Origin of the sequence: Streptomyces sp. NPDC002773 (assembly GCF_040295605.1) — a bacterium.
GTDB lineage: Bacteria > Actinomycetota > Actinomycetes > Streptomycetales > Streptomycetaceae > Streptomyces.
Map to the genome: position 1 here is coordinate 58,557 of NZ_JBEOVO010000006.1, position 19,929 is coordinate 78,485.

A 19,929-nucleotide genomic window follows, 5' to 3' on the forward strand; every position below is an offset into this window, starting at 1 on the left:
CCGATCCTGCCGCACCCGAACGGACGAAGACACCCCGTTTCCACGATCGGGACCTTGCTAGAACGCAAAAACGGGCCCCCGGTTCCGAAGAACCGGGGGCCCGCAGTCCCCGAATTCGGGGACTGGTGTCAGTCGGTGGCCTCGGCGAGCAGCTTCTGCATCCGCGAGACGCCCTCCACCAGGTCCTCGTCACCCAGCGCGTACGACAGGCGCAGGTAGCCCGGCGTGCCGAAGGCCTCGCCCGGGACGACCGCGACCTCGGCCTCGTCCAGGATCAGGGCCGCGAGCTCGACCGAGGTCTGCGGACGCTTGCCGCGGATCTCCTTGCCGAGCAGCGCCTTCACCGACGGGTACACGTAGAACGCGCCCTCCGGGGTCGGGCAGAGCACACCCTCGATCTCGTTGAGCATGCGCACGATCGTCTGGCGGCGCCGGTCGAAGGCGCGCCCCATCTCGGCGACCGCGTCCAGGTTGCCCGACACGGCGGCGAGCGCGGCCATCTGCGCCACGTTGCTCACGTTCGAGGTGGCGTGCGACTGCAGGTTGGTCGCGGCCTTCACCACGTCCTTCGGGCCGATGATCCACCCCACCCGCCAGCCGGTCATCGCGTACGTCTTGGCGACACCGTTGACGACGATGCACTTGTCGCGCAGCTCCGGCATGACCGACGGCAGGGAGACCGCGGCCGCGTCGCCGTACACCAGGTGCTCGTAGATCTCGTCCGTCAGCACCCACAGACCGTGCTCGACGGCCCAGCGGCCGATCGCCTCGGTCTCGGCCTCGCTGTAGACGGCGCCGGTCGGGTTCGAGGGGGAGACGAAGAGGACGACCTTGGTCCGCTCCGTCCGGGCCGCCTCCAGCTGCTCCACCGAGACGCGGTAGCCGGTGGTCTCGTCGGCGACGACCTCCACCGGGACACCGCCGGCGAGGCGGATCGACTCGGGGTACGTCGTCCAGTACGGCGCCGGGACGATGACCTCGTCGCCCGGGTCGAGGATCGCGGCGAAGGCCTCGTAGATCGCCTGCTTGCCGCCGTTGGTCACCAGGACCTGGGAGGCGTCGACCTCGTAGCCGGAGTCGCGCAGCGTCTTGGCGGCGATGGCGGCCTTCAGCTCCGGCAGGCCGCCGGCCGGCGTGTAGCGGTGGAACTTCGGGTTCTTGCAGGCCTCGACGGCCGCGTCGACGATGTAGTCGGGAGTCGGGAAGTCGGGCTCACCCGCGCCGAAACCGATCACCGGGCGCCCGGCGGCCTTGAGGGCCTTGGCCTTGGCGTCGACGGCGAGGGTGGCGGACTCGGAGATCGCACCGATCCGGGCGGAGACCCGACGCTCGGTGGGAGGGGTAGCAGCGCTCATACGGCCCATCGTCCCAGACCGCTTCCGGGCCCGGCACACAGGTTTCACGGACCGGACACGAACGGGCATTCCCGGTCGTACGCGCGTCCGACAGCAGGTCGCCCGTGGTTTCTGTTCGACGCGGACCCCTCTGACCACGTATGCTCACTGCTCGTTGGCCCGCACCGACCACATCTCACGATGCGGTAGGTTGGGGGACACCAACAAAGGGTCGTAGCTCAATTGGTAGAGCACCGGTCTCCAAAACCGGCGGTTGGGGGTTCAAGTCCCTCCGGCCCTGCTACACACACCGCCAGGTGTTGTGCGCATGTACGTACTTCATTGCACCGCCGTGCGGCTCCACCCGGGCGCGGCACGGCCGACCCGGAATCAGGTGAGAGATCGTGACGGACGCCGTAGGCTCCATCGACATGCCTGATGCCGATGACGAGGCCTCCGACTCGAAGAAGAAGTCCCGTAAGGGCGGCAAGCGCGGAAAGAAGGGCCCTCTGGGCCGTCTCGCGCTCTTCTACCGCCAGATCGTCGCCGAGCTCCGCAAGGTCGTCTGGCCCACGCGCAGCCAGCTGTCGACGTACACCACTGTGGTGATCATCTTCGTCGTCATCATGATCGGCCTTGTCACCGTGATTGACTATGGCTTCCAGGAAGCAGTCAAGTACGTCTTCGGCTGACTTTTTGTTCCACCACTCTGTATCGCAGGAAGAAGCAGCCACCGTGTCTGACGCGAACCTGAACGACGCCTTCGAGTCCGAGTCCGTCGAGGACGAGCTGGACATCGTCGAGGCCGCCGACGAGGACCAGGCCGACGCTGCTGACGACGCTGCCGGCGAGGCCGCCGAGGAAGCCGCTCTCCACGTCGAGGACGAGGACGAGCAGGAGACCGACGAGGACGTCGACGCCGCCGAGGGCGACGAGGACGAGACCGTCGAGGCCGCCGAGGAAGAGGCCGGGGCCGAGGACGAGGACGCCGAGGAAGAGACCGACGAGGAGGCCGAGCCGGCCGCCCCGGTCGACCCGGTCGCCGCGTTCCGCGAGGAGCTGCGCACCCTCCCCGGCGAGTGGTACGTCATCCACACCTACGCGGGCTACGAGAAGCGCGTGAAGGCCAACCTCGAGCAGCGCGCCGTCTCGCTCAACGTCGAGGAATTCATCTACCAGGCCGAGGTCCCCGAGGAAGAGATCGTCCAGATCAAGGGCGGCGAGCGGAAGAACGTCAAGCAGAACAAGCTTCCCGGGTACGTGCTCGTCCGCATGGACCTGACGAACGAGTCCTGGGGCGTCGTCCGCAACACCCCCGGCGTCACCGGCTTCGTGGGCAACGCCTACGACCCGTACCCGCTGACCCTGGACGAGATCGTCAAGATGCTCGCCCCGGAGGCCGAGGAGAAGGCCGCCCGCGAGGCCGCCGAGGCCGAGGGCAAGCCGGCTCCGGCCCGCAAGCTGGAGGTCCAGGTGCTGGACTTCGAGGTCGGCGACTCGGTCACGGTCACGGACGGTCCCTTCGCGACCCTCCAGGCCACGATCAACGAGATCAACCCCGACTCGAAGAAGGTCAAGGGCCTCGTCGAGATCTTCGGTCGCGAGACCCCGGTCGAGCTCAGCTTCGACCAGATCCAGAAGAACTGATCCCACAGGTTTCCGACCAGGTCAGAGTGGCTCTCACAGCCGCTCTGACCTGCTCGGTTTTTAGCCGCGCGTCTATACCCGTTATCGTTGTGCGGTATGCCTCCATCCGGATGACCGGATGGCGGGCTGAACACTCTCACTAGGACCCGGAGAGAGCAATGCCTCCCAAGAAGAAGAAGGTCACGGGGCTTATCAAGCTCCAGATCAACGCCGGCGCGGCGAACCCGGCTCCGCCGGTCGGCCCCGCGCTCGGTCAGCACGGCGTCAACATCATGGAGTTCTGCAAGGCCTACAACGCCGCGACCGAGTCGCAGCGTGGCATGGTCGTGCCGGTGGAGATCACGGTCTACGACGACCGTTCCTTCACCTTCATCACCAAGACTCCGCCGGCCGCCAAGCTGATCCTCAAGGCCGCGGGTGTGGACAAGGGCTCCGGCGAGCCGCACAAGACCAAGGTCGCCAAGCTCACGGCCGCCCAGGTCCGCGAGATCGCCACGGTCAAGCTCCCCGACCTCAACGCCAACGACCTGGACGCCGCGTCCAAGATCATCGCTGGCACCGCCCGCTCCATGGGCATCACGGTCGAGGGCTGATCAAGCCCCCGTTCGACCTCAGTGGTAGGGCCGGCGCGGCCCGCACCACGACTCCATACCTGAACCAACAGGAGAAGCAGTGAAGCGCAGCAAGGCTCTCCGCGGCGCGGACGCCAAGATCGACCGTGAGCGTAACTACGCTCCCCTCGAGGCCGTCCGCATCGCCAAGGACACCGCCACCACGAAGTTCGACGGCACCGTCGAGGTCGCCTTCCGCCTGGGCGTCGACCCGCGCAAGGCCGACCAGATGGTCCGTGGCACCGTGAACCTCCCGCACGGCACCGGTAAGACCGCCCGGGTCCTGGTCTTCGCGACCGGTGACCGTGCCGAGGCCGCGATCGCCGCGGGCGCCGACATCGTCGGCTCCGACGAGCTCATCGACGAGATCTCCAAGGGCAACCGCCTGAACGAGTTCGACGCCGTGGTGGCCACCCCGGACCTCATGGGCAAGGTCGGCCGCCTCGGCCGCGTCCTCGGCCCGCGTGGTCTCATGCCGAACCCCAAGGTCGGCACCGTCACCCCCGATGTCGCGAAGGCTGTCAACGACATCAAGGGCGGCAAGATCGAGTTCCGCGTCGACAAGCACTCGAACCTGCACTTCATCATCGGCAAGGTCTCCTTCGACGAGACGAAGCTGGTCGAGAACTACGCCGCGGCTCTGGAGGAGATCCTCCGTCTGAAGCCGTCCGCCGCCAAGGGCCGCTACATCAAGAAGGCGACCCTGACGACGACGATGGGCCCCGGCATCCCGCTGGACTCCAACCGCACCCGCAACCTCCTCGTCGAGGAGGACCCGGCAGCTGTCTGACCGGGCCGAACCCCCCGGGTTCACTGAGTGGTCAGCCGGCCCCGCACCTCTCCTGAGGTGCGGGGCCGGCTTCTTGTCGCGGTCCGGAGCACGGTCCGCAGCAGGGTCCGGAGCACGGTTCGGAGCCTTGATCAGGGCGGATTTGCCCCGGGGCGGCCCGATCGCGTACTCTTCCGAAGAAGCCAAAGACCGCTGGTCGTTACTGCGCCCCCAGGGTGCGGTGGCCGAAGGATTCGCTGAGACGCGAACGACCCGCGCAGGTGATTGAGGAAGAGTTCCCGGATCTTCGTGATGCGGTAGAGCTGAGCCCCGAGCGCCTGCGCCGGGGCGTTTTGTTTTGTCAGCCCCTTCTGAGCGGTCCTCATCACCCGGAAGGAGGCCGACGCTCTATGGCAAGGCCCGACAAGGCTGCCGCGGTAGCCGAGCTTGAGGACAAGTTCCGCAGCTCGAACGCCGTCGTGCTGACCTCGTACACGGGGCTCACCGTGGCGCAGCTCAAGACGCTGCGTCGTTCGCTCGGTGAGAACGCCCAGTACGCCGTGGTGAAGAACACGCTGACCAAGATTGCGGCCAACCAGGCCGGGATCGCCGTGCTCGACGACCAGCTTGCTGGTTCGACCGCGGCCGCCTTCGTCACCGGTGACCCGGTGGAGTCGGCGAAGGCTCTGCGTGACTTCGCCAAGGACAACCCGAACCTCGTCATCAAGGGCGGTGTCCTTGATGGCAAGGCGCTGTCCGCCGACGAGTTCAAGAAGCTCGCGGACCTCGAGTCCCGCGAGGTTCTGCTCAGCAAGCTGGCCGGCGCGTTCAAGGGCAAGCAGTCTCAGGCTGCCTCGCTCTTCCAGGCGCTGCCGTCGAAGTTCGTCCGCACCGCGGAGGCGCTTCGCGTCAAGCTCGCCGAGCAGGGCGGTGCCGAGTAATTCGGCTCGCGCATTGATCCGCGCCGCCTAGTGCGCGGGTCGCAGCGGGCCGTTACGCCCGCCTCTACATACATCCGGCACCTGCCGAATTAGTGGAAGGATCGCCCATCATGGCGAAGCTCTCTCAGGACGACCTCCTCGCCCAGTTCGAGGAGATGACCCTCATCGAGCTCTCCGAGTTCGTGAAGGCGTTCGAGGACAAGTTCGACGTCACCGCCGCCGCGGCCGTCGCCGTTGCCGGCCCCGCCGCCGGTGGCGCTGCCGCCGAGCCCGAGGCCGAGCAGGACGAGTTCGACGTCATCCTCGAGGGTGCCGGCGACAAGAAGATCCAGGTCATCAAGGTCGTGCGTGAGCTCACCTCCCTGGGCCTCAAGGAGGCCAAGGACCTCGTCGACGGCACCCCGAAGCCGGTCCTCGAGAAGGTCGCGAAGGAGGCCGCCGAGAAGGCTGCCGAGTCCCTCAAGGCCGCCGGCGCCTCCGTCACGGTCAAGTAAGACCGTTTCGAGTCGCTGAAGCTGACTCCCGCCCCCGTGTAACGCGAGGGCACCGAAAGGCGATCACCCTTCTGGGTGGTCGCCTTTCGGCGTTCCCCGGGAAGGGCGTGGCGGGGGCCTTGAGGGCCGCCGGAAGCGGAGTATGGTGATCTTCGCCGTGCGCCCCGCAGACCGGGGGGCCTTGACGAACCGCACGCAGCGCGCAATTCTCAGGACGCGTCGTCACAACGATCCGTTTCCGAGGCATGGATCGACGGCTGAACGGGCAGTATCGAGGTGCGCCACACGGCGCGAGGTACCGCGGAGTTGAGAGCAACGAGGGTCGCGAATTATTCGCCCTGGACATCAGTGAGCCAAGTGGCTACACTGACCCTTTGCGCTGCCTGTTAGCTGCCCCCTGCCCGTCACCAGGGGCATACCTTCGCATCCGCTTCGTGGACCGACCCCGTCTGAACTGGCCCTTTCGGCCATATCAGGAAAAGTCTGCCGTGAAGCGATACAAGGGACCGGTACGCGCGTAGTGAGTCCGAGCCCTCGGAAGGACCCCCTCTTGGCCGCCTCGCGCAACGCCTCGACCAATACGAACAACGGCGCCAGCACCGCCCCGCTGCGCATCTCCTTTGCAAAGATCAAGGAGCCCCTCGAGGTTCCGAACCTCCTCGCGCTGCAGACCGAGAGCTTTGACTGGCTGCTCGGCAACGCCGCCTGGAAGGCTCGCGTCGAGGCTGCCCTTGAGTCGGGACAGGACGTCCCCACGAAGTCCGGCCTGGAAGAGATCTTCGAGGAGATCTCGCCGATCGAGGACTTCTCCGGGTCGATGTCGCTGACCTTCCGCGACCACCGCTTCGAGCCGCCGAAGAACTCGATCGACGAGTGCAAGGACCGTGACTTCACGTACGGCGCCCCGCTCTTCGTCACCGCCGAGTTCACCAACAACGAGACCGGCGAGATCAAGTCCCAGACGGTCTTCATGGGCGACTTCCCGCTCATGACGAACAAGGGCACCTTCGTCATCAACGGCACCGAGCGTGTCGTGGTGTCGCAGCTGGTCCGTTCGCCGGGTGTCTACTTCGACTCCTCCATCGACAAGACGTCCGACAAGGACATCTTCTCGGCCAAGATCATCCCGTCCCGGGGTGCCTGGCTGGAGATGGAGATCGACAAGCGCGACCTGGTCGGTGTCCGCATCGACCGCAAGCGCAAGCAGTCCGTCACCGTCCTCCTCAAGGCTCTCGGCTGGACCACCGAGCAGATCCTCCAGGAGTTCGGCGAGTACGAGTCCATGCGCGCCACCCTGGAGAAGGACCACACCCAGGGCCAGGACGACGCGCTGCTCGACATCTACCGCAAGCTGCGTCCGGGCGAACCGCCGACCCGTGAGGCCGCTCAGACGCTGCTCGAGAACCTCTACTTCAACCCGAAGCGCTACGACCTCGCCAAGGTCGGCCGCTACAAGGTGAACAAGAAGCTCGGCGCCGACGAGCCGCTGAACGCCGGCGTGCTCACCACCGATGACGTCATCGCCACGATCAAGTACCTGGTCAAGCTCCACGCGGGCGAGACCGAGACGATCGGCGAGAACGGCAACGAGATCGTCGTCGAGACCGACGACATCGACCACTTCGGCAACCGTCGTCTGCGCAACGTCGGCGAGCTCATCCAGAACCAGGTCCGCACGGGTCTGGCTCGTATGGAGCGCGTCGTGCGCGAGCGCATGACCACCCAGGACGTCGAGGCGATCACGCCGCAGACCCTGATCAACATCCGGCCGGTCGTCGCCTCCATCAAGGAGTTCTTCGGCACCAGCCAGCTGTCGCAGTTCATGGACCAGAACAACCCGCTGTCGGGTCTGACGCACAAGCGTCGTCTCTCGGCGCTGGGCCCTGGTGGTCTGTCCCGTGAGCGGGCCGGCTTCGAGGTCCGAGACGTGCACCCGTCCCACTACGGACGCATGTGCCCGATCGAGACCCCCGAAGGCCCGAACATCGGTCTGATCGGTTCGCTCGCCTCGTACGGCCGCGTCAACGCGTTCGGCTTCATCGAGACGCCGTACCGCAAGGTCATCGACGGTCAGGTCACCGACGAGGTCGACTACGTCACCGCCGACGAGGAGGACCGCTTCGTCATCGCGCAGGCCAACGCCGCGCTCAACGACGACATGCGGCTCACCGAGAACCGCGTCCTGGTCCGCAAGCGCGGCGGCGAGGTCGACTACGTCCTGCCGTCCGAGGTGGACTACATGGACGTCTCGCCGCGCCAGATGGTGTCGGTCGCGACCGCCATGATCCCGTTCCTCGAGCACGACGACGCCAACCGTGCCCTCATGGGCGCGAACATGATGCGTCAGGCCGTCCCGCTCATCAAGAGCGAGGCGCCGCTGGTCGGCACCGGCATGGAGTACCGCTGTGCCACCGACGCCGGTGACGTGCTCAAGGCCGAGAAGGACGGTGTCGTCCAGGAGCTGTCGGCCGACTACATCACGGTCGCCAACGACGACGGCACGTACATCACGTACCGCCTGCACAAGTTCTCCCGCTCCAACCAGGGCACCTCTGTGAACCAGAAGGTCGTCGTGGACGAGGGCGACCGGGTGATCGAGGGCCAGGTCCTCGCCGACGGTCCCGCCACCGAAGACGGCGAGATGGCGCTCGGCAAGAACCTGCTCGTGGCGTTCATGCCGTGGGAGGGTCACAACTACGAGGACGCGATCATCCTGTCGCAGCGCCTCGTGCAGGACGACGTCCTCTCCTCGATCCACATCGAGGAGCACGAGGTCGACGCCCGTGACACCAAGCTCGGCCCGGAGGAGATCACCCGGGACATCCCGAACGTCTCCGAGGAGGTCCTCGCCGACCTCGACGAGCGCGGCATCATCCGTATCGGTGCCGAGGTCGTCGCCGGCGACATCCTCGTCGGCAAGGTCACGCCCAAGGGCGAGACCGAGCTGACCCCGGAGGAGCGCCTGCTCCGCGCGATCTTCGGTGAGAAGGCCCGTGAGGTCCGTGACACCTCGCTGAAGGTGCCGCACGGCGAGATCGGCAAGATCATCGGCGTCCGCGTCTTCGACCGCGAGGAGGGCGACGAGCTTCCCCCGGGCGTGAACCAGCTGGTCCGCGTCTACGTCGCCCAGAAGCGCAAGATCACCGACGGTGACAAGCTCGCCGGCCGCCACGGCAACAAGGGCGTCATCTCCAAGATCCTGCCGATCGAGGACATGCCGTTCCTCGAGGACGGCACCCCGGTCGACATCATCCTCAACCCGCTGGGTGTCCCGTCCCGAATGAACCCGGGACAGGTCCTGGAGATCCACCTCGGCTGGCTCGCCAGCCGCGGCTGGGACGTCTCCGGCCTCGCGGACGAGTGGGCGCAGCGCCTCCAGGCGATCGGCGCCGACCAGGTCGCCCCGGGCACCAACGTCGCCACCCCCGTCTTCGACGGTGCGCGTGAGGACGAGCTCGCGGGTCTGCTGAACCACACCATCCCGAACCGCGACGGCGAGCGCATGGTGCTCCCGACCGGTAAGGCGAGGCTGTTCGACGGCCGCTCCGGCGAGCCGTTCCCCGACCCGGTCTCGGTCGGCTACATGTACATCCTCAAGCTCCACCACCTGGTCGACGACAAGCTCCACGCTCGTTCGACCGGTCCGTACTCGATGATCACCCAGCAGCCGCTGGGTGGTAAGGCCCAGTTCGGTGGCCAGCGCTTCGGTGAGATGGAGGTGTGGGCGCTGGAGGCATACGGCGCCGCGTACGCCCTCCAGGAGCTGCTGACGATCAAGTCCGACGACGTGACCGGCCGCGTGAAGGTCTACGAGGCCATCGTCAAGGGCGAGAACATCCCTGAGCCCGGCATCCCCGAGTCCTTCAAGGTGCTCATCAAGGAGATGCAGTCCCTGTGCCTCAACGTGGAGGTGCTGTCCTCGGACGGCATGTCCATCGAGATGCGCGACACCGACGAGGACGTCTTCCGCGCAGCGGAGGAGCTCGGCATCGACCTGTCCCGGCGCGAGCCGAGCAGCGTCGAAGAGGTCTGACGGGAGTCCGGCCGGGGGGACCAGTCACGGTCCCCCCGCCGGCCCCAGGACCCCCGTATCAGACCCCAAGCCTTACAACCCTGAGAGGGATTGACGCATAGTGCTCGACGTCAACTTCTTCGACGAGCTCCGGATCGGTCTGGCCACCGCTGACGACATCCGTCAGTGGAGCCACGGCGAGGTCAAGAAGCCGGAGACCATCAACTACCGCACGCTCAAGCCCGAGAAGGACGGACTCTTCTGCGAGAAGATCTTCGGTCCGACCCGGGACTGGGAGTGCTACTGCGGCAAGTACAAGCGTGTCCGCTTCAAGGGCATCATCTGTGAGCGGTGTGGCGTCGAGGTCACCCGCGCGAAGGTGCGCCGTGAGCGGATGGGCCACATCGAGCTCGCCGCTCCCGTCACCCACATCTGGTACTTCAAGGGCGTCCCGTCGCGCCTTGGCTACCTGCTCGACCTCGCCCCGAAGGACCTCGAGAAGGTCATCTACTTCGCGGCGTACATGATCACGTTCGTCGACGACGAGCGCCGTACGCGTGACCTGCCCTCCCTCGAGGCGCACGTCTCCGTCGAGCGCCAGCAGATCGAGAACCGTCGCGACTCCGACCTGGAGGCCCGCGCCAAGAAGCTCGAGAACGACCTCGGTGAGCTTGAGGCCGAGGGCGCCAAGGCCGATGTGCGCCGCAAGGTGCGCGAGGGCGCCGAGCGTGAGATGAAGCAGCTGCGCGACCGTGCGCAGCGCGAGATCGACCGTCTGGACGAGGTCTGGTCGCGCTTCAAGAACCTCAAGGTCCAGGACCTGGAGGGCGACGAGCTCCTCTACCGCGAGCTGCGTGACCGTTTCGGCACGTACTTCGACGGTTCGATGGGTGCTGCTGCGCTGCAGAAGCGCCTGGAGTCCTTCGACCTCGAGGAGGAGGCCGAGCGCCTCCGCGAGATCATCCGTACCGGCAAGGGCCAGAAGAAGACCCGTGCGCTCAAGCGCCTCAAGGTCGTCTCCGCGTTCCTGCAGACCGCGAACAGCCCCAAGGGCATGGTTCTCGACTGCGTGCCGGTGATCCCGCCGGACCTGCGTCCGATGGTGCAGCTGGACGGTGGCCGCTTCGCGACCTCCGACCTGAACGACCTGTACCGCCGCGTGATCAACCGCAACAACCGTCTGAAGCGGCTTCTCGACCTCGGCGCGCCCGAGATCATCGTGAACAACGAGAAGCGCATGCTTCAGGAGGCCGTGGACGCCCTCTTCGACAACGGTCGTCGTGGTCGTCCGGTGACCGGTCCCGGTAACCGTCCCCTGAAGTCCCTCAGCGACATGCTGAAGGGCAAGCAGGGTCGATTCCGTCAGAACCTTCTCGGTAAGCGTGTGGACTACTCCGCGCGTTCCGTGATCGTCGTCGGTCCGCAGCTGAAGCTGCACCAGTGCGGTCTGCCCAAGGCCATGGCCCTGGAGCTCTTCAAGCCGTTCGTGATGAAGCGCCTGGTGGACCTGAACCACGCGCAGAACATCAAGAGCGCCAAGCGGATGGTCGAGCGCGGCCGCACGGTCGTGTACGACGTCCTCGAAGAGGTCATCGCCGAGCACCCGGTTCTGCTGAACCGTGCGCCCACGCTGCACCGCCTCGGCATCCAGGCCTTCGAGCCGCAGCTGGTCGAGGGCAAGGCCATCCAGATCCACCCGCTCGTCTGCACCGCGTTCAACGCGGACTTCGACGGTGACCAGATGGCCGTGCACCTGCCGCTCTCCGCGGAGGCGCAGGCCGAGGCCCGCATCCTGATGCTGTCCTCGAACAACATCCTGAAGCCGGCCGACGGCCGTCCGGTCACGATGCCGACCCAGGACATGGTCCTCGGTCTGTTCTTCCTGACCACCGACGGTGAGCTCCGTGACACCAAGGGCGAGGGCCGCGCGTTCGGCTCCACGGCCGAGGCGATCATGGCGTTCGACGCCGGGGAGCTCGCTCTGCAGTCGCAGATCGACATCCGCTTCCCGGTCGGCACCGTCGCTCCGCGCGGCTGGGTCCCCCCGGTCGCCGAAGAGGGCGACGACCACGTCGGGGCAGCCGAGTGGCAGCAGGGTGACTCGTTCCGCCTGCGTACGTCCCTGGGCCGCGCGCTCTTCAACGAGCTGCTGCCCGAGGACTACCCGTTCGTCGACTACTCCGTCGGCAAGAAGCAGCTCTCCGAGATCGTCAACGACCTCGCCGAGCGCTACCCCAAGGTCATCGTGGCGGCGACGCTCGACAACCTGAAGGCGGCGGGCTTCTACTGGGCGACCCGTTCCGGTGTCACCGTGGCCATCTCCGACGTCGTCGTGCCCGAGGCCAAGAAGGCCATCGTCAAGGGCTACGAGGAGCAGGACGAGAAGGTCCAGAAGCAGTACGAGCGCGGTCTCATCACGAAGGAAGAGCGCACTCAGGAGCTCATCGCGATCTGGACCAAGGCGACCAACGAGGTTGCCGAGGCGATGAACGCGAACTTCCCGAAGACGAACCCCATCTTCATGATGGTCGACTCGGGTGCCCGAGGAAACATGATGCAGATGCGTCAGATCGCGGGTATGCGTGGTCTGGTGTCGAACGCCAAGAACGAGACGATCCCGCGTCCCATCAAGGCGTCCTTCCGTGAGGGCCTCACCGTTCTGGAGTACTTCATCTCCACGCACGGTGCCCGTAAGGGTCTGGCGGACACCGCCCTGCGTACCGCCGACTCGGGTTACCTGACCCGTCGTCTGGTGGACGTCTCGCAGGACGTGATCATCCGCGAGGAGGACTGCGGCACCGAGCGCGGTCTGAAGCTGCGGATCGCCGAGCGCGGCGCCGACAACGTGCTGCGCAAGACGGACGACGTCGAGACCTCCGTGTACGCGCGGATGCTCGCCGAGGACGTCGTCGTCGACGGCAAGGTCATCGCGCCGGCCAACGTCGACCTGGGTGACGTGCTCATCGACGCCCTGGTCAACGCGGGCGTCGAGGAGGTCAAGACCCGTTCGGTCCTGACCTGTGAGTCCGCCGTCGGTACCTGTGCGTTCTGCTACGGCCGTTCGCTCGCCACCGGCAAGCTGGTCGACATCGGTGAGGCGGTCGGCATCATCGCCGCCCAGTCCATCGGTGAGCCCGGTACCCAGCTGACGATGCGTACCTTCCACACCGGTGGTGTGGCCGGTGACGACATCACCCAGGGTCTGCCCCGTGTCGTCGAGCTCTTCGAGGCTCGTCAGCCCAAGGGTGTCGCCCCGATCTCGGAGGCGGCCGGCCGCGTCCGCATCGAGGAGACCGAGAAGACCAAGAAGCTCGTCGTCACCCCGGACGACGGCACCGACGAGACGGCGTTCCCGATCTCGAAGCGTGCCCGTCTGCTCGTGGGCGAGGGCGACCACGTCGAGGTGGGCCAGAAGCTCACCGTGGGTGCCACCAACCCGCACGACGTGCTGCGGATCCTCGGTCAGCGCGCGGTCCAGATCCACCTGGTCGCCGAAGTCCAGAAGGTCTACAACTCGCAGGGCGTGTCGATCCACGACAAGCACATCGAGATCATCATCCGGCAGATGCTGCGCCGTGTGACGATCATCGAGTCCGGCGACGCGGAGCTGCTGCCGGGCGAGCTCGTCGAGCGCTCGAAGTTCGAGACCGAGAACCGTCGTGTGGTCACCGAGGGCGGTCACCCCGCCTCCGGCCGTCCGCAGCTGATGGGTATCACCAAGGCCTCGCTCGCCACCGAGTCGTGGCTGTCGGCGGCGTCCTTCCAGGAGACGACCCGAGTTCTGACGGATGCGGCGATCAACGCCAAGTCCGACAGCCTCATCGGCCTCAAGGAGAACGTCATCATCGGTAAGCTCATCCCGGCCGGTACGGGTCTGTCCCGTTACCGCAACATCCGGGTCGAGCCGACCGAAGAGGCCAAGGCCGCGATGTACTCGGCCGTCGGCTACGACGACATCGACTACTCGCCGTTCGGTTCGGGCTCCGGCCAGGCCGTTCCGCTGGAGGACTACGACTACGGTCCGTACAACCAGTAAGTAGTGCGAAACCGAAGGGCGGTCACCCCGATTGCGGGGTGGCCGCCCTTCGGCGTGCGTCGGGAAAGGGGTTACCTGGCGGTCAGCTCCCACACCGCGACGAGCGCGCCGGCGCTCGCGGCGAGCGCCATGATGCTGGTCAGCGGCCAGCGGGCGCGTTCGAGGGTGTCGAGGCGGGCCTCGTGGTCGGCGAGCTGCCGGTCGGTCTGGTCGCTGCGCTGGACGAGCAGGGCGAGCGCCCCGTCGACGCGGGCGAAACCGGCTTCCAGGGTGCCGCGGAGCCGTTCCAGTTCGACGGCGACGGCCACGGGATCGTTCGGATCAGACTCGGTCATCGGCGCCGTCCGGGGTGGTGCGCAGCCAGGTGGGCAGCAGCTGCTGGACGCCGTCGAGGGCCATCACCCGGGTGAGGGCCCCGGAGACGGCGAGGGCCCCGGCGACCCAGGGGAGGGTGGCGGGGAGGCCGGAGGCGTCGACGATGGCGGGGAGGACGACGGCGATGCCGACGGCGGACTGGAGGACGGTACGGGCCGTGCGCTGGGCGGCATCGGACATCGGTGTGCTCCTTGGGTGAGGGTTACTTCGTGTACGGGACTTTCAAGGCGCTCCACGACGCGGCGCCGGGGATGCCGTCGGCGTCGGAGCCGCGGAAGCCGAGCTTGCGCTGCCACTTCGCGTAACTGAGCCGGTCGGCCTCGCTCCAGCGGGGGCCGGGGCCGACGGTGTACGCGGAGCAGCCCTCGGCGACGAGTCGGCGGCCCATGGCCGTGATGACCGGGGAACTCGTCTCCTTGCGGAAGAACGAGGTGCCGGGGAACGGCTGGAGGCGGGGTGCGGCCGGCTTGCCGCTGCCGGGGGTGTTCTTGGCCGGGGCCTTGGCGAGCCGGGCCTGGACGCGGCCGCGGAGGGCCGGCATGCCGAAGCCCTTGGGGTCGCTCTTCCAGTCGGACCACTCCAGGTGGCCGATGACGGACTTGGCGCCCCAGCCGTGGGCCCGGCACAGGGCGGCGGAGGCCCGTTCGATGGCGTCGAGCTGGGCGGCCGGCCAGGGGTCGCGGCCGTCGCCCAGGTTGACGCACTCGAAGCCGTAGAAGCGGGAGTTCCCGTCGACGGCTCCGGGGCTGCCCTGGTGGACGCGCGGGGCCGGGGGCCGGTCGCCGTACGTCTCGGTGATCACGGCCTGGAGGACGGACGGGTCGCCGCCGCCGGCGTGGTTGGCGCGGCCGTTGCCGACGAGGTGGACGGTGCCGTCCTTGGTGATGACGCCGTGGCAGAGCGGTCCGGGCAGGCCGTCGTAGCCGTTGGAGCAGAGCTCGACGGAGGAGGCGCTTCCGGTGGAGACGGTGTGGTGGATCATCACGCCGGTGACCGGGCCCCAGGCGCCGGTGTGGTTGCGGTGGTGGGAGCGCCAGCCGGGGTGTTCGACGACGGTGACGCCTTCGGCGCGGAGCGCGGCGACGAGCCGGTCCGCGGGGAGGGGTGTGGCCATCTGGTGTCCTCCGGACATGAAAAAGGCCCGCGGGGGGCGGGCGGGCGTACGGGTGGGGCGGGGGTGCACTCGGTACTGCTCGCCGGGCTTAGGGGGCGGGCGCGGGCTCCGGGGTGGGCTCGGGCTCCGGTGCCGGGGCCCAGGTCGCGCACAGTTCGGCGTAGGCGGAGCGGCGGTCCTCGAAGTCGGCGAGCGCGGCGGCGACGGCCCGCTGGACGGCGGTCGGATCCGGTACGGCCGGGACGCCGTCCCTCGCCTCGACGACGGCGAGACCGTAGCCGCGGAGGGTGGCGTCACCGCCACTGCCGGTCTTGGCGAACTCGGCGGTGACCTGCACCGACGGGTACTGGCCGGTGAACGGGTCGCGTTCCAGGGTGTACCCGAGGCTGTTGTCGTGCACGCGTACGGAGAGGGTGTGGCCGTTCTCGGTGACGGTGGCCCGGCCGGCGTAGTCGATGACCAGGCCCCAGGGCTGGGTGGGGTCGATGTCCATGGTGGGTGCTCCTCGCCGGTTCAGGTCTGGGTGCCGTACATGCTGACGGGCTGGGCGTACACCGTGCCGGTGCCGCTGGCGATCCTGGCGTGGATCTCGACGGTCATGACCTTGCCGAACTTGGTCGCGAAGTCGGCGAACGGCAGCAGGCCGGTGTGGTCGAAGGTCTGTCCGGCGGCGACGGTCGGGCCGAACTGCACGCCGTCGACCATGACCTGCACCTGGCCGGTCGCGGTGCCGGACACCTTCGTGTACATCGCGAGACGCATCTTGGGCTGCCAGACCGGATTGAAGGACTGGGCGATGGCGGTGAAGGACGTGCTCGTGGTGGACGGCCACTTCGCTTCCTTCAGGTGGTCCACCGGCGGCATCAGCTGGAGCCACGGCCTGGCGAGGCCGCCGGTCACCAGGTCGTCGGCGAACAGCTCGTGGTGGTGGGCGTCGAAGATCCGGAGGACCGGTTTGGTGGGCGGCGGCTTGTCGGGGTCGGGGCGGATCTCGCTGATGAGGGGACGGGTGTTGACCGCTGTGGACAGGGCCTGGATCCGGCGCTCCATCTGGATCAGCCGGTCGATGATGTCCTCGGGCAGCAGTGCCATCAGGTCCCCTCAAGTGCGAGTTCGGCGGTGTCGGGGCGGCCGCGTTCGGCCGGCCGGACCTTGACGCCGACGATGCGGTAGCGGGCGTCGAGGCCCGTCGGGTGCCATTCGTCGGTGATGCGGATGCGGGCGGTGCGGCCGAGGAGCGCCGGGGGGACGATCCCGCCGAGCCGGATGCTGATCTCGGGGATCTGCACATGGCCGGAAGCCTCGTTGACGGCGGCCTGGGCGAGCGAGTTCAGCGTGGCCTTGTCGCTGACGTCGTTGTGGTCCGAGGACAGGTCGAGCTGGGGCCAGGCGTCCGGGAGCGGATCCGTCGGCTCGAACAGGTCGGACAGGGTCGGCCTGGACTCGGCGCCGGCGTTGCTGTTGGTCGAGGCGCCGCGGGCCATGGCCACGGTGCCGCCGCGAGTGGCGTCGTCCGGAAGGGAGTAGGACAGGATCGCGCCGGGCCGGTCGAAGATCATGTCGGTGGCGCCGTTGCTGATGGGCGAGCCGAGCCGCAGTTCGCGGATCCGCTTGCCGTCGTCCGGGTCGCGGTAGACGAGGATCTGGTACTCGAAGCCGTCCTTCTGCGAACCGAGCTGGTCGAGGGCGTCCTGGTAGACGGTCTCGTCGCCGTACCGCCAGGAGGCCGTCCGCGTGACGCCGGACAGCGCGTTCTCGTCGCCGAGGTCGATCTTGCTGCGACCCAGGCCCGGCGTCGACAGGCTCTTCCAGAGCTCGCGGGCGATGACGTACTGGTCGGTCGGCTGGGTGAACCGGGTCGCGAACTCGTTCGTGCGGATGCGTCGCCGGGCCGCGTAGGAGTCGAAGGTGGAGGCCTGGATGCCCAGGGTCACCACGCCCCGGTCGCCGCCCTGCAGGTTGGCGGTCCAGACGATGCCGCCCCACCACAGGTCTCCGCCGCGCTCCAGGTAGACCGTGGTGCGGCCCGGCTTGATCTTGTGGGCCCGCTCGGCGATGGTGCGGTCGGGGATGGGGACGGTGCCGGAGAGGGACCCGGCCCGGCCGATGTAGTCCTCGAACGAGACGTCCCGCAGCGGCAGGATGTCGAGGGCCGTGTCGCTCATGAGGTCGCAGAAGATGGCCCGGTAGGGCGTGTCGAGTGCCATGGGACAGCCCCCTTACAGGACGTAGGTCGCGGCGAGGCGAATGTTCCGGCCGGCGACGAGGGCGCCGTTGGACGACCAGGTGCGCAGGTTGACCTGTCCGCCGGGCGTGATGAAGCCGCCGCCGTTGCCGAAGCCGTCGCAGGCGGAGGCCTCGTAGTCCATGGCCGGACGCCAGCCGGCGGGCAGGGTGCACAGCCCCTCGTCGTTGAAGTTGCCCGCGCCGTCGACGTTGATGGTGGCGCCGTTGCGGGTGACGGTGACGAGGACGGTCGCGAGGCCCCGGGAGCGCCGGCCGGAGAAGGCCACCACCGTCCAGCCGGTCAGCGCGGTCGCGCCGCTGGTGGTGGTCTCCACCTCCACCGGCGGCTGGTAGGTGACCCAGGAGCTGCCGTTCCAGCGCTGGAGGGTTCCGACGTGGTCGCGGAACTGGCCGGCGTAGCCGCCGGTGGAGAGCACTCCGGAGGGAGCTATGCCACCGATCTCCTTCGGGTAGGCGACCCAGCCGTTGCCGTCCCAGCGCTGGAGGAAGTGCGCGTTGTCGTTGTCCTGGTACTGGCCGGGGTAGGAGCCGGGCACACCGGCGTTGTTGTAGACGGGCAGGATGCCGCCCACGCCGACGAGGGTGGTGCGCAGGTCGGTGATGGCGGTGGACCAGGCGATGCCGCCGGTGCCCGCCGACGTCTGCTTCTCCACCCTGACCGAGAAGAGGGGGAGGGAGAGCGCGGGGGCGCCCGGGGCGGTCGGCAGGGCCTTCGGCTCGCCCCTGATGACCTCCAGGGCGGCTTCGCTCCTGGTCTGGTTGTCGAACTCGTCGTCGTACACGCGCAGGACGACGAGGTCGACGCGCGGGTTGATCGGATCGCCGTCCCCGAAGGTGAGGACGGTGTCCGCGTCGAGGGTGACGGGGTAGGCGCCCTGGGCGTTGGGGCCCTGGACGACGGCGCGCCCGGCGTAGACGGTCGCGCTCATGGGGCCGCTGTCGGCCATCTTGAAGCCGCTGACCCGGTACTTGCCGTCGGCCGCGCCGGGCAGGATGCCGGAGCGCGAGGCGAGCGGGTTGACCGGGGTGGTCGCGCCGAGGGCGGTGAGGCGGGTGGTGACACGGGTCTGCCCGGTCGGCGGGAGCCATCCGCTGCGCAGTGCCATGGTTTTCTCCTGTCGGTGTGGGTGGATCCGGGCTACGGCAGCGGGTCGACCCTGATGAACGTGTTGTCGAAACCGGCCTTGAGGACGGGAGTGGTGGGGGAGTTGACCTTGAAGAAGGCCGTGAGCGTGTACGTCGCGCCCGCAGTCAGGCCCGACTGACGGGTCGAGGTGGACACCGAGACCATGTGCTGGCTGGCGGCGAGCGCCGCGTAGTCGTCCTCGAGGTCGCTGATGACCGTGGCGCCCTGGGTGAGCTTGAGCGCCATGAGCGCGTAGTGGTCGGCGCTCGTCGACCGGAGCTTGCAGCCGAAGCTGATGATGACGGCCCTCGACGGCGGGGCGACGAAGGAGAGCGAGAGCGGGTTGGTGACGCGGCCCCCGAGCGTCGAGGTGTACGTGGTCGACGTGGTGTCGCCGTAGTCGCGGTTGTCGATGAAGTACGGGCCCGCCACGACCGGGACCCAGCTGGTGCCGTTCCAGCGCTGGAGCTTGCCGGTCGTCGAGTCGCGGTACTGGCCCGTGTAGCTGGCCGGCGTGGTGGACGCGGACGACGGGATGACGCCGCCGAGCGCCGCCGGGTACGACACCCAGGCGCCGCCGTCCCAGCGCTGGAGCGCGCCGCCCGCGTCCTGGTACTGGCCGGGGTAGGCGCCCGGCAGGGACGCGCCCTCGACCGGGAGGATGCCGCCGAGGGCGACGACCGGGGTGCGCAGGTCCTTGAGTGAGCTGTCCCACGGGATGCCGCCGTTGCCCGCGCTGGCACCGGCGGGGACCAGCACCTCGTACAGCGGGAGGCAGCGCGGCGGGACGACCGGGGGCTTCGGGGCCTGCTCGGCCGCGCCCTGGATGACCTCGAGGACGGCTTCGGTGCGCGTCCCGGCGTCGTAGAGCTTGTCGTAGATCCTCAGGACGAGCAGGTCGATGCGGTTGTACGTGGCGTTGCCCGGCGCGAAGGTCACCACCTCGGAGTTCGGCAGGGTCACCGGGAAGACGCCCTGGGAGATCTCGCCCTGGATGACGGCCCGGCCCTCGGAGACGGTCGCCGACATGGCGGCGGACCCGAAGGTCCAGAAGCCGGAGAGCCGGTACTGGCCGCCGTACGAGCCGGGCAGGACGCCGGAGCGGACCTGGACGGGGTTGGTCATGGTGGTGACACCGGTCTGGGTGAGCCGGGTGTCCTCGCGGGTCTGGCCGGTCTCGGTGACCCAACTGCTGCGCAGGTTCATGGGGTTTCTCCGTTCGG

General features: G+C 68.0%; 17 protein-coding genes and 1 tRNA gene. 9 read left to right on the top strand and 9 right to left on the bottom strand.

Annotation, left to right across the window (positions count from 1 at the left end; genetic code table 11):
- Positions 1-128 precede the first annotated feature (128 nt).
- Positions 129-1,355, bottom strand: a complete 1,227-nt coding sequence (locus ABT034_RS10305) for a pyridoxal phosphate-dependent aminotransferase (protein WP_351213355.1) — start codon at positions 1,353-1,355, stop codon at positions 129-131.
- A 207-nt stretch (positions 1,356-1,562) separates the two neighbouring features.
- Between ABT034_RS10305 and ABT034_RS10310 the strand changes: the two genes are divergently transcribed.
- The 9 genes from ABT034_RS10310 to ABT034_RS10350 all read left to right on the top strand — a co-directional run bounded on the left by ABT034_RS10310 (position 1,563) and on the right by ABT034_RS10350 (position 13,844).
- A tRNA-Trp gene (locus ABT034_RS10310) sits at positions 1,563-1,635 on the top strand.
- Positions 1,636-1,738: 103 nt separating this feature from the next.
- Complete coding sequence (gene secE / locus ABT034_RS10315) at positions 1,739-2,026, top strand: preprotein translocase subunit SecE (RefSeq protein WP_351213357.1); 288 nt, start codon at positions 1,739-1,741, stop codon at positions 2,024-2,026.
- A 43-nt stretch (positions 2,027-2,069) separates the two neighbouring features.
- Positions 2,070-2,981 carry a transcription termination/antitermination protein NusG gene (gene nusG, locus ABT034_RS10320; RefSeq protein WP_351213359.1) on the top strand — a complete coding sequence of 304 codons (912 nt, stop codon included), beginning with the start codon at positions 2,070-2,072 and terminating at the stop codon, positions 2,979-2,981.
- A 158-nt stretch (positions 2,982-3,139) separates the two neighbouring features.
- Positions 3,140-3,574 carry a 50S ribosomal protein L11 gene (rplK, locus tag ABT034_RS10325; RefSeq protein WP_315891551.1) on the top strand — a complete coding sequence of 145 codons (435 nt, stop codon included), beginning with the start codon at positions 3,140-3,142 and terminating at the stop codon, positions 3,572-3,574.
- A 79-nt stretch (positions 3,575-3,653) separates the two neighbouring features.
- Positions 3,654-4,382, top strand: a complete 729-nt coding sequence (gene rplA / locus ABT034_RS10330) for a 50S ribosomal protein L1 (protein WP_351213361.1) — start codon at positions 3,654-3,656, stop codon at positions 4,380-4,382.
- Between the two features lie 389 nt (positions 4,383-4,771).
- Positions 4,772-5,302, top strand: coding sequence for a 50S ribosomal protein L10 (gene rplJ, locus ABT034_RS10335; RefSeq protein WP_351213363.1), 531 nt, complete (start codon positions 4,772-4,774; stop codon positions 5,300-5,302).
- A 110-nt stretch (positions 5,303-5,412) separates the two neighbouring features.
- Positions 5,413-5,796, top strand: a complete 384-nt coding sequence (gene rplL, locus ABT034_RS10340; protein WP_351213365.1) for a 50S ribosomal protein L7/L12 — start codon at positions 5,413-5,415, stop codon at positions 5,794-5,796.
- A gap of 550 nt (positions 5,797-6,346) precedes the next feature.
- On the top strand, positions 6,347-9,829 hold the full coding sequence (gene rpoB / locus ABT034_RS10345) for a DNA-directed RNA polymerase subunit beta (RefSeq protein WP_351213367.1): 3,483 nt from the start codon (positions 6,347-6,349) through the stop codon (positions 9,827-9,829).
- A gap of 100 nt (positions 9,830-9,929) precedes the next feature.
- Positions 9,930-13,844: a DNA-directed RNA polymerase subunit beta' gene (locus ABT034_RS10350; RefSeq protein WP_351213369.1), complete on the top strand. Its 3,915-nt coding sequence runs from the start codon at positions 9,930-9,932 to the stop codon at positions 13,842-13,844.
- Positions 13,845-13,915: 71 nt separating this feature from the next.
- Here the strand turns inward: ABT034_RS10350 and ABT034_RS10355 are convergent, their stop codons facing one another.
- The 8 genes from ABT034_RS10355 to ABT034_RS10390 all read right to left on the bottom strand — a co-directional run bounded on the left by ABT034_RS10355 (position 13,916) and on the right by ABT034_RS10390 (position 19,912).
- Entirely contained in the window at positions 13,916-14,179 is a 264-nt protein-coding gene (locus ABT034_RS10355; protein WP_351213371.1) for a hypothetical protein, read from the bottom strand.
- Positions 14,166-14,399, bottom strand: coding sequence for a hypothetical protein (locus ABT034_RS10360; protein WP_351213373.1), 234 nt, complete (start codon positions 14,397-14,399; stop codon positions 14,166-14,168). The genes ABT034_RS10355 and ABT034_RS10360 overlap by 14 nt, the downstream gene beginning before the upstream one ends.
- Positions 14,400-14,421: 22 nt before the next feature.
- Positions 14,422-15,333 carry a peptidoglycan-binding protein gene (locus tag ABT034_RS10365; RefSeq protein WP_351213375.1) on the bottom strand — a complete coding sequence of 304 codons (912 nt, stop codon included), beginning with the start codon at positions 15,331-15,333 and terminating at the stop codon, positions 14,422-14,424.
- A gap of 88 nt (positions 15,334-15,421) precedes the next feature.
- Positions 15,422-15,826 carry an ATP-binding protein gene (locus ABT034_RS10370; protein ID WP_351213377.1) on the bottom strand — a complete coding sequence of 135 codons (405 nt, stop codon included), beginning with the start codon at positions 15,824-15,826 and terminating at the stop codon, positions 15,422-15,424.
- A gap of 20 nt (positions 15,827-15,846) precedes the next feature.
- On the bottom strand, positions 15,847-16,425 hold the full coding sequence (locus ABT034_RS10375; protein WP_351213379.1) for a hypothetical protein: 579 nt from the start codon (positions 16,423-16,425) through the stop codon (positions 15,847-15,849).
- Positions 16,425-17,540: a hypothetical protein gene (locus tag ABT034_RS10380; protein ID WP_351213381.1), complete on the bottom strand. Its 1,116-nt coding sequence runs from the start codon at positions 17,538-17,540 to the stop codon at positions 16,425-16,427. Before ABT034_RS10380 ends, ABT034_RS10375 begins: the two co-directional genes overlap by 1 nt.
- A 12-nt stretch (positions 17,541-17,552) precedes the next feature.
- Positions 17,553-18,686 carry a hypothetical protein gene (locus ABT034_RS10385; RefSeq protein WP_351213383.1) on the bottom strand — a complete coding sequence of 378 codons (1,134 nt, stop codon included), beginning with the start codon at positions 18,684-18,686 and terminating at the stop codon, positions 17,553-17,555.
- A gap of 32 nt (positions 18,687-18,718) precedes the next feature.
- Entirely contained in the window at positions 18,719-19,912 is a 1,194-nt protein-coding gene (locus ABT034_RS10390) for a hypothetical protein (protein ID WP_351213385.1), read from the bottom strand.
- Positions 19,913-19,929 lie beyond the last annotated feature (17 nt).

Excerpts from the sequence above, each read along its gene's own strand:
- ABT034_RS10390 (WP_351213385.1), bottom strand. The coding sequence starts at position 19,912 with ATGAACCTGCGCAGCAGTTGGGTCACCGAGACCGGCCAGACCCGCGAG.
- ABT034_RS10355 (WP_351213371.1), bottom strand. The coding sequence starts at position 14,179 with ATGACCGAGTCTGATCCGAACGATCCCGTGGCCGTCGCCGTCGAACTG.
- ABT034_RS10365 (WP_351213375.1), bottom strand. The coding sequence starts at position 15,333 with ATGGCCACACCCCTCCCCGCGGACCGGCTCGTCGCCGCGCTCCGCGCC.
- ABT034_RS10380 (WP_351213381.1), bottom strand. The coding sequence starts at position 17,540 with ATGGCACTCGACACGCCCTACCGGGCCATCTTCTGCGACCTCATGAGC.
- ABT034_RS10370 (WP_351213377.1), bottom strand. The coding sequence starts at position 15,826 with ATGGACATCGACCCCACCCAGCCCTGGGGCCTGGTCATCGACTACGCC.
- rplK (WP_315891551.1), top strand. The coding sequence starts at position 3,140 with ATGCCTCCCAAGAAGAAGAAGGTCACGGGGCTTATCAAGCTCCAGATC.
- rplL (WP_351213365.1), top strand. The coding sequence starts at position 5,413 with ATGGCGAAGCTCTCTCAGGACGACCTCCTCGCCCAGTTCGAGGAGATG.
- ABT034_RS10385 (WP_351213383.1), bottom strand. The coding sequence starts at position 18,686 with ATGGCACTGCGCAGCGGATGGCTCCCGCCGACCGGGCAGACCCGTGTC.
- ABT034_RS10305 (WP_351213355.1), bottom strand. The coding sequence starts at position 1,355 with ATGAGCGCTGCTACCCCTCCCACCGAGCGTCGGGTCTCCGCCCGGATC.
- ABT034_RS10375 (WP_351213379.1), bottom strand. The coding sequence starts at position 16,425 with ATGGCACTGCTGCCCGAGGACATCATCGACCGGCTGATCCAGATGGAG.
- rplJ (WP_351213363.1), top strand. The coding sequence starts at position 4,772 with ATGGCAAGGCCCGACAAGGCTGCCGCGGTAGCCGAGCTTGAGGACAAG.
- ABT034_RS10360 (WP_351213373.1), bottom strand. The coding sequence starts at position 14,399 with ATGTCCGATGCCGCCCAGCGCACGGCCCGTACCGTCCTCCAGTCCGCC.